The sequence below is a fragment of the Caulobacter sp. LARHSG274 genome (assembly GCF_052871235.1).
This window is the reverse complement of the sequence record NZ_JBIXJO010000007.1, coordinates 137,800-151,731: the sequence shown is the minus strand read 5'-3', so window position 1 is coordinate 151,731 and position 13,932 is coordinate 137,800. Positions and strand designations below refer to the sequence as shown.

General features: G+C 66.9%; 14 protein-coding genes. 13 read left to right on the top strand and 1 reads right to left on the bottom strand.

The features are described from left to right. Positions 1-155: 155 nt before the first annotated feature. The gene (locus ACIPQB_RS14370; protein WP_012284370.1) at positions 156-467 is read right to left on the bottom strand and encodes a hypothetical protein; all 312 of its coding nucleotides are present in this window, start codon (positions 465-467) and stop codon (positions 156-158) included. A gap of 387 nt (positions 468-854) precedes the next feature. Here ACIPQB_RS14370 and ACIPQB_RS14365 point away from each other — a divergent pair, with 387 nt between their 5' ends. The 13 genes from ACIPQB_RS14365 (at position 855) to ACIPQB_RS14305 (ending at position 13,865) form a co-directional block, all read left to right on the top strand. Next, positions 855-2,822, top strand: a complete 1,968-nt coding sequence (locus ACIPQB_RS14365; RefSeq protein WP_446485917.1) for a methyl-accepting chemotaxis protein — start codon at positions 855-857, stop codon at positions 2,820-2,822. Continuing rightward, the gene (locus ACIPQB_RS14360; protein ID WP_446485916.1) at positions 2,822-3,109 is read left to right on the top strand and encodes an STAS domain-containing protein; all 288 of its coding nucleotides are present in this window, start codon (positions 2,822-2,824) and stop codon (positions 3,107-3,109) included. The genes ACIPQB_RS14365 and ACIPQB_RS14360 overlap by 1 nt, the downstream gene beginning before the upstream one ends. Then, on the top strand, positions 3,106-3,471 hold the full coding sequence (locus ACIPQB_RS14355; protein WP_028038734.1) for a response regulator: 366 nt from the start codon (positions 3,106-3,108) through the stop codon (positions 3,469-3,471). The genes ACIPQB_RS14360 and ACIPQB_RS14355 overlap by 4 nt, the downstream gene beginning before the upstream one ends. Positions 3,472-3,516: 45 nt before the next feature. Beyond that, positions 3,517-5,781, top strand: coding sequence for a chemotaxis protein CheA (locus ACIPQB_RS14350; protein ID WP_446485915.1), 2,265 nt, complete (start codon positions 3,517-3,519; stop codon positions 5,779-5,781). A 4-nt stretch (positions 5,782-5,785) separates the two neighbouring features. Then, positions 5,786-6,259, top strand: a complete 474-nt coding sequence (locus ACIPQB_RS14345; protein ID WP_446485914.1) for a chemotaxis protein CheW — start codon at positions 5,786-5,788, stop codon at positions 6,257-6,259. Beyond that, entirely contained in the window at positions 6,260-7,141 is an 882-nt protein-coding gene (locus ACIPQB_RS14340) for a CheR family methyltransferase (protein WP_446485913.1), read from the top strand. Then, on the top strand, positions 7,141-8,166 hold the full coding sequence (locus ACIPQB_RS14335; protein WP_446485912.1) for a protein-glutamate methylesterase/protein-glutamine glutaminase: 1,026 nt from the start codon (positions 7,141-7,143) through the stop codon (positions 8,164-8,166). The genes ACIPQB_RS14340 and ACIPQB_RS14335 overlap by 1 nt, the downstream gene beginning before the upstream one ends. A gap of 4 nt (positions 8,167-8,170) precedes the next feature. Further along, the gene (locus ACIPQB_RS14330; protein ID WP_446485911.1) at positions 8,171-8,560 is read left to right on the top strand and encodes a response regulator; all 390 of its coding nucleotides are present in this window, start codon (positions 8,171-8,173) and stop codon (positions 8,558-8,560) included. Beyond that, positions 8,557-9,120 carry a chemotaxis protein CheD gene (locus ACIPQB_RS14325; RefSeq protein WP_446485910.1) on the top strand — a complete coding sequence of 188 codons (564 nt, stop codon included), beginning with the start codon at positions 8,557-8,559 and terminating at the stop codon, positions 9,118-9,120. The genes ACIPQB_RS14330 and ACIPQB_RS14325 overlap by 4 nt, the downstream gene beginning before the upstream one ends. Before the next feature lie 5 nt (positions 9,121-9,125). Then, on the top strand, positions 9,126-9,503 hold the full coding sequence (locus ACIPQB_RS14320; protein ID WP_446485909.1) for a chemotaxis protein CheU: 378 nt from the start codon (positions 9,126-9,128) through the stop codon (positions 9,501-9,503). A 2-nt stretch (positions 9,504-9,505) separates the two neighbouring features. Beyond that, positions 9,506-10,108 (top strand): response regulator, encoded by a 603-nt coding sequence (locus ACIPQB_RS14315; RefSeq protein ID WP_446485908.1) that lies wholly within the window; start codon positions 9,506-9,508, stop codon positions 10,106-10,108. Then, entirely contained in the window at positions 10,105-10,575 is a 471-nt protein-coding gene (locus ACIPQB_RS14310) for a chemotaxis protein CheE (RefSeq protein WP_446485907.1), read from the top strand. Before ACIPQB_RS14315 ends, ACIPQB_RS14310 begins: the two co-directional genes overlap by 4 nt. 275 nt (positions 10,576-10,850) lie before the next feature. Continuing rightward, a complete protein-coding gene (locus ACIPQB_RS14305) occupies positions 10,851-13,865 on the top strand; it encodes a TonB-dependent receptor (protein ID WP_446485906.1) in 3,015 nt (1,004 codons plus the stop codon). The last annotated feature ends 67 nt before the right edge of the window (positions 13,866-13,932 follow it).

Genomic DNA, 13,932 nt, shown 5'->3' with positions numbered 1-13,932 from the left:
TCTTGAGAGTGCGAAGTGTACCTCAATTGCGCGTGCGTTCCGATCCTTTAGAACGCAAAACGCCCCCGCGGGCTCTGCGCGGAACGCCCCCTCTAAGGACGCTCCGGCCGAGCCAGCGGAGGCGTGTTTCAGGTCCCAGAAGGGAGCTTTAGAACTTACGCGCCGCCCGGGAAGCGGAACGGGACCTTCACGGTGCCGGTCTTGGCGCCCATCGGCAGCTTTTCAGCGATGCACATGGCGGCCTTGTCGAAGCCCTTGCCCGCGGCGCTGTTGTCCACGACCTTGCACTCGGTCAGCTTGCCGGCGTCGGCCGTGCACTCAAGCATCACCTGGGCGGCGTCGCGAGTGTTGGCGAACTGTTGCAGGCAACGGCCCATTTGATCTTCAAAGCCGCCAGCCGCCGAGGCGGCTTGAGCGACGAAAAAGCTGCCAGCGATTCCCGCGGCAATAGCGATCGGATATTTCATCCCGCTGCTCCTAATAGTGTGTCTCGCCCTTCGGACGTCGCGTCGTCCGGACGCCTGAGCTTTTTCGCAGGTGCGAGTTAAAATATTCTGAGTCAGGGCGGAAATGTATTCGTTTATTTGCTATTAACTACGAATGCTTGCCAAGCTGGCGAATAGATTTGAAATTAGACTCTATATAGGGGCGAGGGCGGAAACGGCGCGAAAACCCGCCAGCGCGGCCGTCCGGCGGGCTCGGGACGCCTCCGGGCCGGCGTTTTTGCGGGTGCGACACCCCCTGCGGCCAAGCGATCTTAACCAAAGTCAGGAACTATTAGGAATATACCCTGATGATCCCCCTCGACGTTGGTGATCCGTGCGCGCGGATCGCTGCTTGAGGGGATAATCACGATGAAGCGCTTCCGGCTCGTCGATCTGCCGTTGATCATCAAAATCGGCTTCGCGCCGGCGTTCGCCCTGTTGATGCTGGCCCTGATGGCCGGCGGAGCGATCGTGGTTCAGAAGAGCCAGTCCGCCGCACTCAAGCAGGTCGTCGAGAACGACATGCGCGAGAACATGCAGATCCAGGTGATCTCCAAGCGGATCTCCAACATCAACGGCGAACTCTTCAAGGTGATGACCCACAAGGCGGGCAACATCGAGGTCGACAAGAACGACGCTCGCATGGCCGCGATCCTCACCGAGATCGACTCGATCAAGAAGGACCTGACGGCGCTGAAGACCAAGCTGCCCGCCAGCGAGCAGCCGAAGATCGCCGAACTGGTCAAGTCGCTCGACGAATGCCGTAGCGCCATCGACACCGTCAGCGGCATGATCGGCGTCGACTTCGGTATGGCCGCCGGCTTCATCGCTCCGTTCGAAGAGCAATATGCGAAGATGACCGCCCAGCTGGACGAGGTTGTCGCCTCGGCCAACCAGCGCGTCGAGGTCGAAACGGCCAAGAAGCAGGCCGAAGCCACCGCCGCGATGAGCGCCACGATCATCCTGTCGCTGATCACCCTGGGCGCGGTCGCGGGCCTGGCCTTCATGACCGTGATGACCACCCGCAAGTCGATCGGCGACATCGCCGGCGCGACCGAGAAGCTGTCCAAGGGCGACAACGGCATCGACCTGGAAAAGCTGACCCGCGGCGACGAACTGGGCGCGATCGTCCGGTCGCTGAAGGTGTTTCGCGACAACCAGCTGAACCTTGAACAGCTGCGCGCCGAGCAGGAGAAGTCCGCCGCCCTGACCGCCGACGAGCGTCGGGCCAAGGAAGAGGCCGCCGCCGCCGCCGCCCGCGAGAACGCCCTGGTGGTCTCGTCGCTGGCCGAGGCGCTGGAGCGCCTGGCCCAGGGCGACCTGACCTTCCGGGTCCAGGCCGACTTCCCCGGCGAATATCGCAAGCTGAAGGACGACTTCAACGCCGCGATCACCCAGCTGCAGGAAACCATCAAGGTCATCGCCGCCTCGACCGACGGCCTGCGCACCGGCGCCGACGAGATCGCCCACGCTTCGGACGACCTGTCGCGCCGCACCGAGCAACAGGCCGCCAGCCTGGAAGAGACCGCCGCCGCGCTTGACGAGCTGACCGCCACCGTGCGCCGCACGGCCAGCGGCGCCAAGCAGGCCTCGGAAGTCGTCTCCAGCACCCGCGGCGAAGCCACCCATTCGGGTCAGGTCGTGCACGAGGCCGTCTCGGCCATGGGCGCCATCGAGGACTCGTCCAAGAAGATCAACCAGATCATCGGCGTCATCGACGAGATCGCCTTCCAGACCAACCTGCTGGCCCTGAACGCCGGGGTCGAGGCGGCCCGGGCCGGCGATGCGGGCCGCGGCTTCGCGGTCGTCGCCCAGGAAGTGCGGGCCCTGGCCCAGCGCTCGGCCGAAGCGGCCAAGGAGATCAAGACCCTGATCTCGTCCTCGACCCAGCAGGTCAGCCAGGGCGTCAGCCTGGTCGGCCAGACCGGCGAGGCCCTGCAGCGGATCGTCACCAAGGTCGGCGAGATCGACGCCCTGGTCACCGAGATCGCCGCCTCGGCCGCCGAGCAGGCGACCGGCCTCAACGAGGTCAACACCGCCGTCAACCAGATGGACCAGGTCACTCAGCAAAATGCGGCGATGGTCGAGCAGTCGACCGCCGCCACTCACTCGCTGAAGGGCGAGACCGGCGAACTGGTGCGCCTGATCGGGCGCTTCCAGGTCGGCGACGGCCGCCAGCAGGCCTCGTACGAGCGCCCCCGTATGGCCGATCCGACTGAGCACGCCCCGGCCTACAATCCCGTGGCCGAGCAGCGCGCGCGCCTCAACGCCTTCGCCCGTCCGGGCCGGGCCGCCACGGCCGCCGCCCCCGCCAGCGACGGCTGGGAGGAGTTCTGATGACGACAGCGATCGCCCTGCCCGAAACCCTTGATCTCAAGGCTTCGGGGCCGCTCAAGCAGGCGTTCATGCAACGCCGCGGCCAGGACATCGAGGTCCATGCCGACCAGGTTCGCCGTCTCGGCGGCCTGTGCCTGCAGGTCCTGCTCGCCGCCCGCAAGGCGTGGGACCAGGACGGCAAGCCTTTTTCGATCACGGCCCCCTCGGAGGCCTTCGTGGAAACCATCCGTCTATTCGGCGCCGAAGGGGCGTTGCTGTCGACGGACATTCAAGGAGCTGCATCGTGACGCGTACTGTCCTCACGGTCGATGACTCGCGGACGATGCGGGACATGCTGCGCATGGCCCTCGCCGGCGCCGGGTTCAATGTCGTCGAAGCCGTCGACGGCGAGCACGGGCTGGAAGTCCTGTCCGCCCATCGCCCCGACGTGATCATCACCGACATCAACATGCCCAAGCTGGACGGCTTCGGCTTCATCGAGGCGGTGCGGGTCGACGACGACTATCGCGCCATCCCGATTCTGGTGCTGACCACGGAAAGCGACCCCAGCAAGAAGCAGCGGGCCCGTGAAGCCGGCGCGACCGGCTGGATCGTCAAGCCGTTCAATCCCGAGAAGCTGGTTGAGGCCATCCGCCGCGTCGCGGCCTGATCGTCGGACTGCTAGGCACCAGGGCGCTTTTTAGGAAGTCGGGGAATGGACGAGCTAGAGGCCATCAAGGTCACCTTCTTTCAGGAATGCGAGGAACTGCTCGCCGATCTTGAAGGCGGGCTCCTGGCCATGCAGGACGGCAACGACGACGGCGACACCGTCAACGCCGTCTTCCGGGCGGTGCACTCGATCAAGGGCGGGGCAGGGGCCTTCGGCCTGGAACCGCTGGTGCGCTTCGCCCACGTGTTCGAGACGCTGCTCGACGCGCTGCGGTCGAACGAGATCCCCGGCACCGCCGATCTGACCGCCGTGCTGCTGCGCGCTTCGGACGTCCTGGCCGACCACGTCAGCGCCGCCCGCGGCCTGGGCATGGTCGACATGGACGCCTCGGCCGCCATGGCCGCCGAACTGAAGGCCTGGACCGACCCCAACGCCGCGCCCGCCGCCGCGCCGGTCGCCGCAGAAGCCGAGTCGTTCGAGATGCCCGCGCCGATCGTCATCGGCGCCGATGACGGCCTGGACGATGACGATCTCGGGTTCGACTTCCAGCCCATGACCATCAGCCTCGACGACCAGGCCGCCGATGCGGCGGTGCTCGACGACAATGTCTGGACGGTGTCGATCCGTCCGAAGTCGGACCTCTATCGCAAGGCCAACGAGACCGGCCTGCTGCTGCGCGAGCTGTCCCGCCTGGGCCCGATCCAGGCGACGCTGGACGACAGCGCCATGCCGGCGCTGGAATTCCTCGATCCTGAAGCCGCCTATGTGACCTGGAGCGTCCGGGTCGAGACCGAGCAGGGCGAAGAGGCCATCCGCGAGGTCTTCGAATTCGTCGACGGCGACTGCGAACTGGAAATCACCCGCGGCGAGGCGCCGGTCGCCGACATGCTGGCGGCCCTGCTGCAAGTCGCCGCGCCCGCGCCGGCCGTCGAAGCGGACACCCTCGAGGCGCCGATCGAAGCGCCGGTCGTGGCGGCTCCGGCCCCCGAGATCGCCGTCGCTGCGCCGGTCGCCCCGGCGCCCAAGCCCGCCGCCCCGCCGATCGCCGCCAACGCCCCGGCCGCCGTCAAGCCGGCCCAGATCGACGTGCCCGGTCCCGGCCAGTCGGTGATCCGCGTCGACCCCGAACGCATCGATCGTCTGATCGACCTGGTCGGCGAACTGGTCATCAACCAGGCCATGCTGGCCCAGCGGGTCGGCGAATACGGCATCGCCCCCTCCTCGAACCTGGCCATGGGTCTGGATGAGCTGGAACAGCTCACCCGCGAGATCCAGGACAGCGTCATGGCCATCCGCGCCCAGCCGGTGAAGTCGGTGTTCCAGCGCATGCCGCGCCTGGTCCGCGAAGTCGCCAACATGACGGGCAAGCAGGCCCGGCTGGTGATGGACGGCGAGAACACCGAGGTCGACAAGACGGTCATCGAGCGTCTGGCCGATCCGATCACCCACATGCTGCGCAACGCCATCGACCACGGGCTGGAAAGCCCCGAGGAGCGCAAGGCGGCCGGCAAGAATCCCGAAGGCGTCGTGCGCCTGGCGGCCCTGCACCGCAGCGGCCGGATCGTCATCGAGGTGCAGGACGACGGCAAGGGCATCAACCGCGAGCGGGTGCTGTCGATCGCCGTCAAGAAGGGGCTGATCTCGCCGGACATTCAGCTCACGGACGAAGAGATCGACAACCTGATCTTCCTGCCGGGCTTCTCGACCGCCGACAAGATCTCGGACGTCTCGGGCCGCGGCGTCGGCATGGACGTGGTCAAGCGCAGCGTCCAGGCGTTGGGCGGCCGCATCTCGATCACCTCGCGTCCGGGCCTGGGCTCGACCTTCACCCTCAGCCTGCCGCTGACCCTGGCCGTCCTCGACGGCATGGTGGTCGACGTGGCCGGCGAGACCCTGGTGATCCCGCTGGCCTGCATCGTCGAGAGCCTGCGGCCCAAGGCCGAGGAAATCCGTCCGCTGGGTCCTTCCGGCCATGTGCTGGCCGTGCGCGACAGTTTCGTGCCGCTGATCGACGTGGGCCTGACCCTGAACTATCGCGACCATTCGCCGGCCGCGACCGAGGGCGTGGTCCTGCTGGTCGAGGGCGAGGACGGCTCGCGCGCCGCCCTGGTGGCCGACGCCATCCACGGCCAGCGCCAGGTGGTCATCAAGTCGCTCGAGCAGAACTACCAGCAGGTGGAGGGCGTGGCCGCCGCGACCATCCTCGGCGACGGCCGCGTGGCCCTGATCCTCGACGTCGACGCGGTGATCAACCTGCGTCGCCGCGAACCGCCCCGTCCCGCCGACCCGAACCTCATCGCCGCGGAATAGCCCGATGACCGAACCCGCCACCCACCCCAATCCCAGCGCCGAGACCCGCGAACTGATCTCGTTCCGCGTCGGTCAGCAGGAATATTGCGTGGACATCATGGCCGTCCGCGAGATCCGCGGCTGGAGCCCGGCCACCACCCTGCCGCAGTCGCCCGCCTACATGCGCGGCGTGATCAACCTGCGCGGCGCGGTGCTGCCGATCATGGACCTGGCCGCCCGCATCGGCATGCCGATCACCGAGCCGAACGTGCGCAGCGTGTTCATCGTCGTCCAGGCTGGCGACCGCACCGTCGGCCTGCTGGTCGACGCGGTGTCCGACATCCTGTCGATCACCGACGACATGTGCCAGCCGACGCCCGACATCGCCTGCGAGAACGTCCGTCACTTCGTGCGCGGCATTATTTCCATCGAAGGGCGGATGATCAGCGAGATCTCGCTGGACCGCCTGCTCCCCGAGCGCGAGGCCATGGCCGCCTAGATGACCACCTCCTCGACCTCCTTCACGGATCGCCGCGAGGCCCTCGTCGATGGCGAGTTCGCCTTCACGAGCGCCGACTTCAAGCGGATCGCGGCCCTGCTCTACGCCCAGGCCGGCATCAGCCTGCCTGACAGCAAGGCGACGCTGGTCTATTCGCGCCTGGCCAAGCGCCTGCGCACCCTGGGGCTAACGAGCTTCCAGGAGTACTGCGCGTTCGTCAGCCAGGACGGCGATATCGACGAGCAGCAGCACATGCTGCGGGCCCTGACCACCAACGTCACCCGCTTCTTCCGCGAGCCACACCATTTCGACGACCTGCGCGCCAACATCCTGGAGCCGATGGCCGACAAGGTCCGGGCCGGCGGACGCTTGCGCCTGTGGTCGGCGGCTTGTTCGTCGGGCCAGGAGCCCTATTCGATGGCCTTCACCGTGCTGTCGGTGTGGCCGAACGCGGCCGACCTAGACATCCGGATCCTGGGCACCGACATCGACACCAACGTCCTGGCCACCGGCCGGGCCGCGATCTACGAGGAACAGCTGCTCGAAGGCATTCCGGCCCAGGTCCGCAGCCAGCATTTCGAGCGCGACGCCAGCGACCGCCGCAGCTTTCGGGTCGGCGAGGCCGCGCGCAGCCTGGTGGCGTTCCGCGAGCTGAATCTCAACGGCCCCAACTGGCCGATGAAGGGGCCGTTCGACGCCATCTTCTGCCGCAACGTGGTGATCTATTTCGACGAGCCCACCCAGGAACGGGTCTGGCAGCGCTTTGCGCCGCTGGTCGCTCCGGGCGGCAAGCTCTATGTCGGCCATTCCGAACGCGTGGGTGCCTCTATTAAAGCTCTTGAAAGCGCCGGCCTGACCGCCTATCGCAAGGTGGGGCGTTGATGGCCAGGATTCGCGTTCTCGTCGTCGACGACTCCGCCACCATGCGGGGCCTGATCACGGCCGCCCTCAACCGCGACCCGGAGATCGAGGTGGTCGGCGCGGCCGGCGACCCGTTCGAGGCCCGCGGCATGATCAAGGCCCTCAATCCCGACGTCGTCACCCTCGACATCGAGATGCCGAACATGAACGGCATCGAGTTCCTTGAGAAGATCATGCGCCTGCGGCCGATGCCGGTGGTCATGGTCTCCAGCCTGACCCAGGCCGGGGCCGAGATGACTCTGCGGGCCCTGGAGCTCGGCGCGGTCGACTGCGTGGCCAAGCCGACCCTGGCGACCAACACGGCCGACACCCTCAACGAGGTGGCCGCCAAGGTGAAGGCCGCCGCGCGCGCCTCGATCCGCACCAAGGCCGACGACAAGCCGCAGGTCCGCCGCAAGGACTACATGCCCTCCGGCGACATCGTGGCCATCGGCTCGTCGACCGGCGGGGTGGAGGCCCTGCTGTCGATCCTGAGCCTGTTCCCCGAGACCTGCCCGCCGACGGTGATCACCCAGCACATGCCGGCGACCTTCACCGCCAGCTTCGCCGCCCGGCTGGACCGGGCCAGCGGCGCCAAGGTGCAGGAAGCCGCCGACGGCGCCCTGCTGGAGCCGGGCAAGGTCTATGTCGCGCCCGGCGGCGCAACCCACCTGGAAGTCGTGCGCTCGGCCGGACTGCGCTGCCGCCTGACCCAAGGCGACCCGGTCAGCGGCCATCGGCCCTCGGTCGACGTGCTGTTCAACTCGGTGGCCCAGGCGGTCGGCGACAAGGCGGTCGGGGCGATCCTGACCGGCATGGGCCGCGACGGCGCCCAGGGCCTCCTGGCCATGCGCAAGGCCGGCGCGCGCACTCTGGGCCAGGACGAACAGAGTTGCGTTGTCTACGGAATGCCGCGTACGGCCTTTGAACTCGGCGCGGTGGAGAAGCAGGTCAGCCTGTCCTCCATCGGCCAATCCATCCTCGATCTGGCCTCCGCGAGGCGATGAACCCATGCCCCAAGCTAGCACCATTTCCGTTCTCGTCGTCGATGACCAGCTGACCATGCGGGCGCTGATCCGCAACGCCCTGCAGCAGATCGGGTTCAAGGACGTGCGTGAGGCGCCCGACGGCGAGGAAGCGCTCAAGCAGCTCCTGGCCAAGCCCGCCAACCTGGTCATCTCCGACTTCAACATGCCGAAGATGGACGGCCTGGCCCTGCTGCGGGCGGTGCGCTCGCACCCGCCGATCCGCCAGACAGCGTTCGTCATGCTGACCGGCCGCGCCGACCGCGAGCTGGTGCAGCGCGCCGTGCAGTTCGGCGTCAACAACTACTGCGTCAAGCCGTTCACCGTCCAAGGCCTGCGGGACAAGATCGAACAAGTCTTCGGGCAACTGACATGATCGGAAGCGACCCCCACCTCGACGACTCCGGACCGCCGATCAAGGTTCACGTCACCCAGGGCGAAAGCCATGTCTCGGCCGATCCCAACGTGGTGATGACCACGGTGCTCGGCTCGTGCATCGCCGCCTGCCTGCGCGACCCGACCACGGGCATCGGCGGCATGAACCATTTCCTGCTGCCGGACTCCGGCGACAACCGCAAGGACGGCGACGCCGTCCGTTACGGCGCTTACGCCATGGAACTGCTGATCAACGGCCTGCTGAAGAAGGGCGCCCGGCGCGACCGTCTCGAGGCCAAGATTTTCGGCGGCGGCAAGCTGTTCGACGGCCTCAGCGACGTGGGGGCCAGCAACGCCGCCTTCGCCGAGCGCTTCCTGCGCGACGAAGGCATTCCGATTGTGTCCTCGAGCACCGGCGGCCTGTCGGCCCGGCGGGTCGAGTTCTGGCCGGCCAGCGGCCGGGTTCGCCAGCGCCTGGTCGCCGTCGACAACGCGCCGGTCGAAGTCCGCCGTCCCGCCCCCGCGCCCGCCGCCAGCGGCGGCGACCTGGAGCTGTTCTGACCCCCATGACCGCTTCGCCGCTCGCCATCCTGCCCGACGACCATCAGCTTCCGGTGGGCGAGCTGTCGCGTCGGCTGGCGGCCGAGCTGGCGGCGGCGGCGGCGATCTGCCGCGACTGCGAACACATCGCCGGCGACCTGGCCAGCGGCGGCGCGGCCCTGGAGAACCTGTCGCGGCTGCAGGCCCTGGACGAGCTGAGCCAGCGGCTGCACGGCCTGTCCGACGTGCTGACCCGCATCGGCCAGCACGCGTCCGGCGAATGGAACATGGCCATCGAGCCCCTGCTGGAAGGTCTGGGCCTGGCCGACCTGGTGGTCCGTCTGCGGCATGCCGAACAGCATCCGGGCTGGAAGGCCGAGGCCGGCGAGTTCGACTTCTTCTAGCCATGCTCGAACCGCTCCAGGCCTCGACCCGCATCAATCTCGAAAAGGTCAGCGTGCTGATCGTCGATGACAGCGCGCCGTCTCTGGACCTGCTGGCCCAGGTGGTGTCGGGCTTCGGCGTCAAGACGCTGCAGCGGGCCGAATCGGCCAAGGTCGCCCAGGTCCATCTGCGCGAACGGACCTTCGACCTGGTCATCAGCGCCATCAACATGACCGGGGTCGACGGCTACGAACTGGTCAAGTGGCTGCGGCTGGGAGCGCTGGAAGCCAACCGCTACGTGCCCGTCATCCTGGTCTCCGGCCACACGCCCCCGTCTCAGGTGTTCAAGGCGCGCGACTCCGGCGCCAACTTCACCGTCGCCAAGCCCATCACCCCCAAGGTGCTGCTGGAGCGCATCCTGTGGGCCGCCCGCGAGGAGCGGCAGTTCATCGAATGCGACAGCTATCTCGGCCCCGACCGGCGCTTCAAGAACGAAGGGCCGCCGATCGGCGTCGAAGGCCGGCGCCGCGACGACCTGCCGCCCGAACTGGGCGACCTCGCCGGCGACAACATGTCGCAGGACCAGATCAACGCCCTGATGCGGCCCTCGAAGGTGAAGCTATGAGCGTGGTCCGCAAGTTCCGGGCGCCCAACCGCCTCTCGGCCCTGGTCAAGGCGGGCGGCGGCAAGCTGGCCAAGGACGCCCTGGCCGCGGCCGACGCGGCGATGGAGCCGCTGCGCGCGCCCTCCCTGGCGGTGCTCGACGCCGCCCTGGCCGAGATCGACCGCCGCTTCGGCCAGTCGGCGGCGAGCGCGCGCAACGCCGAAGCCCATGCGACGCTCTACGCTCTGGCGCTACGGATCATTGATGTTTCAGGCTTTTTGCCCGGTTCCTGCGTCGACCAGGCGGCGATTTCGCTCTGCGCCCTGGTGGACGGTTGCGCCGAGGCGGGCGTATGGCGCTGGGACGCCGTCGACGTCCATATCCACGCCTTGCGCCTGCTGCGGACCAGCGGGCTGACACCGGACCAGCGACGGGCCGTCATCCAGGGGCTCAACAAGGTCAGCCAGCGCCGTCTCGGCGACGCCTGAGGCGCCGAAAACGCCCACGCGCTGCAATGTGACCGAAACAACACGATTTCGGCGTCCCCAGACTCGGCCACCTTATAGCCATCTTGTGGCGGGTGGTTTCATTTGCTACCGCTAGATTGCTACCGGTGTCAGGACAATGTCGCACGTCGACATGACACCGGTGTCAGAATAGACGGCCAAGGAACGGCCGCGCGGGATGGAAGCGCGAACCGCACCTTCGCCGGGCGACGCCAAAGCGTCGTTCAAAAGAAACGTGGTTACGGGAGGAGGAACCATTGTCTCAGGTCACTAAGGGCCGCAAGGCGCTCAAGCTCGGCGCGTCGACCGGCGTCATCGCTGTGGCCCTGGCCATGGCCGGTGCGGCCGCCGCCCAGACGGCGCCGGCCCCGGCGCCAATCAACGACTCGACGGTCGAGGAGGTGGTAGTCACCGGCTTCCGGGCCAGCCTGGCGAACGCGCTTGACGTCAAGCGCCGCGAGAACGACCTCGTCGACGTCATCAAGGCCCAGGACATCGCCGACTTTCCCGACCTGAACCTGGCCGAGTCGCTGCAGCGCGTGCCGGGCGTGTCGATCGACCGCGACGGCGGCGAGGGCCGCACGATCACTGTGCGCGGCCTGGGTCCTGACTTCACCGTGGTGCGCCTGAACGGCCTGGAGGCCCTGGCCACCACCGGCGGCAAGGACAGCTCGGGCGGCGCCAACCGCGGCCGTCAGTTCGACTTCTCGATCTTCGCTTCGGAACTGTTCAACAGCGTCACCGTGCGCAAGTCGACCTCTGCCTCCAACGAGGAAGGCTCGCTGGGCGCCATCATCGACCTGCAGGCCTCGCGCCCGTTCGACTTCAGCGGCCCGGCCCTGAGCATGGGCGCCAAGGTCGGCTGGAACGACCTGTCGCGGAAGAAGGACCCGCGCTTCACCTTCCTGGCCAGCAACCGCTGGGACACCGGCATCGGCGAGATCGGCGCCCTGATCTCGGTGGCCTACGCCGAGCGCAAGACGCTGGAAGAGGGCTCCTCGACCGGCCGTTGGGAAAACCCCAGCGTGGCGTTCAACTCGTCAACGGCCTTCCCCTGCACGGGCGCGGCCTATAATCCGGTCAGCGGCCCGCCCCTGACCTGCGCCCAGATCGGCACCGTCGTCGGCGGCACCACGCCGACGACCACCGCCGCCGCCGGCACCGCCAACAACCTTTGGCACCCGCGCATTCCGCGCTATGGCCGCCTGCAATACGACCAGAAGCGCCTGGGCGTCACCGGTTCGCTGCAATGGCGTCCGACCGAGAACTCGACCCTCACCCTCGACGCGCTGCTGGCCAAGTTCACCAACAATCGCGACGAGACCTATCTGGAAGTCATCTCGTTCAGCCGCAGCGGACAGGGCCTGCCCCAAACCGACGTGGTCAACTTCCAGGCCGATGACAAGGGCCACCTGATCAAGGGCACGTTCGACGACGTCGACGCCCGGGTCGAGTATCGCCACGACGACCTGAAGACCGAGTTCAACCAGTTCACCCTGACCTACGACACCAAGTTCGGCGACGCCGGCCACCTGAACGTCGTCTACGGTCAGTCGCGTTCGATCCAAGACAACCCGGTCCAGACCACCTTCTCGTTCGACCGCTACAACACCGACGGCTACAGCTACGACTATTCGGGCGACGACAAGCTGCCGTCGTTCAACTACGGCTTCGACCCGACCAATCCGGCCAACTTCACCTACAGCCCCAGCAACGCCGCCGGCGACCCGTCGCTGCTGCGCATGCGTCCCAGCAAGGCTGTCAACACCTTCAAGACCTTCCGGGCCGACGTCGACTACGAGATCATCGACGGCTTCAAGTTGCGCTATGGCGGCGACTACAAGGAATATGGCTTCAACTCCTGGGAGCAGCGCCTCTATTCGCGTAATCTGGCCTCCACGGGCACGACCTTCACGGCCGAGGCCGGATTTCCCCTGCCGGCCGGCGTCACGGTCGCCGATGTTTCGCGCCTGATCACCGGCTTCGGCCGCGGCCTGGACCTGCCGGCCGGCGTGCCGACCTCCTGGATCGCGCCCGACCTCGACAAGCTGAAGAAGGCCATCGGCTACGACTGCAACTGCATCAACGCCAACGGCGACTTCCGTCTGAGCGTGCTCAACCAGCTGGGCGCGCTGCGGGCGATCACCGAAAAGGACACCGCCTTCTATATTCAGGGCGACTTCGACTACACCCTCTTCAACATCCCGGTGCGCGGCAATTTCGGCGTGCGCCAGGTCAAGACCGAACAGTCCGCCATCGGACATTATAATTCGGGCAACAAGACGGTCGCCGTCGCGACGCCGTTCGGCACCCTGTCCGAGCAGGTGGCCACCGACGCGGTCCAGGCCGTGGATCGCGAATACACCAACACCCTGCCGGCGCTGAACATTTCGGCCCAGCCGCTGGAAAACTTCTTCATCCGTTTCGCGGCGGCCAAGGTGATGACGCGCCCACAGCTGCAGAACCTGACGCCCGGTTTCACGGCGATGAGCCAAAGCGCCCAGACCCTGACCCGCGGCAACCCGGATCTCAATCCGATGCTGGCCAACAACCTGGACCTCAGCTTCGAATGGTATCCGGACAAGGAAACCCTGCTGTCGGCCGGCTTCTTCCAGAAGGACATCAAGTCCTACATCCAGCAGACGGCCGAGGTCATGCCGTGGTCGGAAACCGGTCTTCCCGACAGCCTGCTGACCAACGGCAACACGACGGCGACGCCGTTCACGGTGACGACGAACATCAACAGCCCGGGTGGAAAGCTGAAGGGCTTCGAACTGAGCGCCCAGCGTCCGTTCACCTTCCTGCCGGCCCCGTTCGACAAGTTCGGCGGCATCGTCAACTACACGCACGTCAAGAGCGACATCGACTATGTGATCAAGTCGCCGACCTTTGGCGGCACGCCGCGGGTGCAGACCGCGCCGGCGGTGATGGTCACCCAGCCTCTGGTGAACCTGTCGCCGGACGCCTTCAACGCCACGCTCTATTATGAGAACGCCGGCTTCAAGGCGCGGATCTCGGGCTCATATCGCGACGCCTACCTGATCCAGGTCGCCCCGTCGGCGACCAACAACAACGACGTGCGGATCAAGGAAAAGACCTTCAACCTCGACGGCCAGGTCAGCTACGAGTTCAACAAGTTCACGGTCACCCTGGAGCTGATCAACCTGACCGACCAGGAAGACAGTAAGGTCGACGACTCCACCCGCATGAGCTCGGAGGAGTACGTGCACTATGGTCGGCAGTACTATCTCGGCGTGAAGTACAAGTTCTAGGGGGCGTCGCCTCTAGCGACGTGGGGCGCCGGTGAAAGCCGGCGCCCTTTTCTTTTCCGGCGGCGCG

Excerpts from the sequence above, each read along its gene's own strand:
- ACIPQB_RS14335 (WP_446485912.1), top strand. The coding sequence starts at position 7,141 with ATGGCCAGGATTCGCGTTCTCGTCGTCGACGACTCCGCCACCATGCGG.
- ACIPQB_RS14345 (WP_446485914.1), top strand. The coding sequence starts at position 5,786 with ATGACCGAACCCGCCACCCACCCCAATCCCAGCGCCGAGACCCGCGAA.
- ACIPQB_RS14370 (WP_012284370.1), bottom strand. The coding sequence starts at position 467 with ATGAAATATCCGATCGCTATTGCCGCGGGAATCGCTGGCAGCTTTTTC.
- ACIPQB_RS14310 (WP_446485907.1), top strand. The coding sequence starts at position 10,105 with ATGAGCGTGGTCCGCAAGTTCCGGGCGCCCAACCGCCTCTCGGCCCTG.
- ACIPQB_RS14360 (WP_446485916.1), top strand. The coding sequence starts at position 2,822 with ATGACGACAGCGATCGCCCTGCCCGAAACCCTTGATCTCAAGGCTTCG.
- ACIPQB_RS14340 (WP_446485913.1), top strand. The coding sequence starts at position 6,260 with ATGACCACCTCCTCGACCTCCTTCACGGATCGCCGCGAGGCCCTCGTC.
- ACIPQB_RS14330 (WP_446485911.1), top strand. The coding sequence starts at position 8,171 with ATGCCCCAAGCTAGCACCATTTCCGTTCTCGTCGTCGATGACCAGCTG.
- ACIPQB_RS14320 (WP_446485909.1), top strand. The coding sequence starts at position 9,126 with ATGACCGCTTCGCCGCTCGCCATCCTGCCCGACGACCATCAGCTTCCG.
- ACIPQB_RS14315 (WP_446485908.1), top strand. The coding sequence starts at position 9,506 with ATGCTCGAACCGCTCCAGGCCTCGACCCGCATCAATCTCGAAAAGGTC.
- ACIPQB_RS14365 (WP_446485917.1), top strand. The coding sequence starts at position 855 with ATGAAGCGCTTCCGGCTCGTCGATCTGCCGTTGATCATCAAAATCGGC.
- ACIPQB_RS14325 (WP_446485910.1), top strand. The coding sequence starts at position 8,557 with ATGATCGGAAGCGACCCCCACCTCGACGACTCCGGACCGCCGATCAAG.
- ACIPQB_RS14350 (WP_446485915.1), top strand. The coding sequence starts at position 3,517 with ATGGACGAGCTAGAGGCCATCAAGGTCACCTTCTTTCAGGAATGCGAG.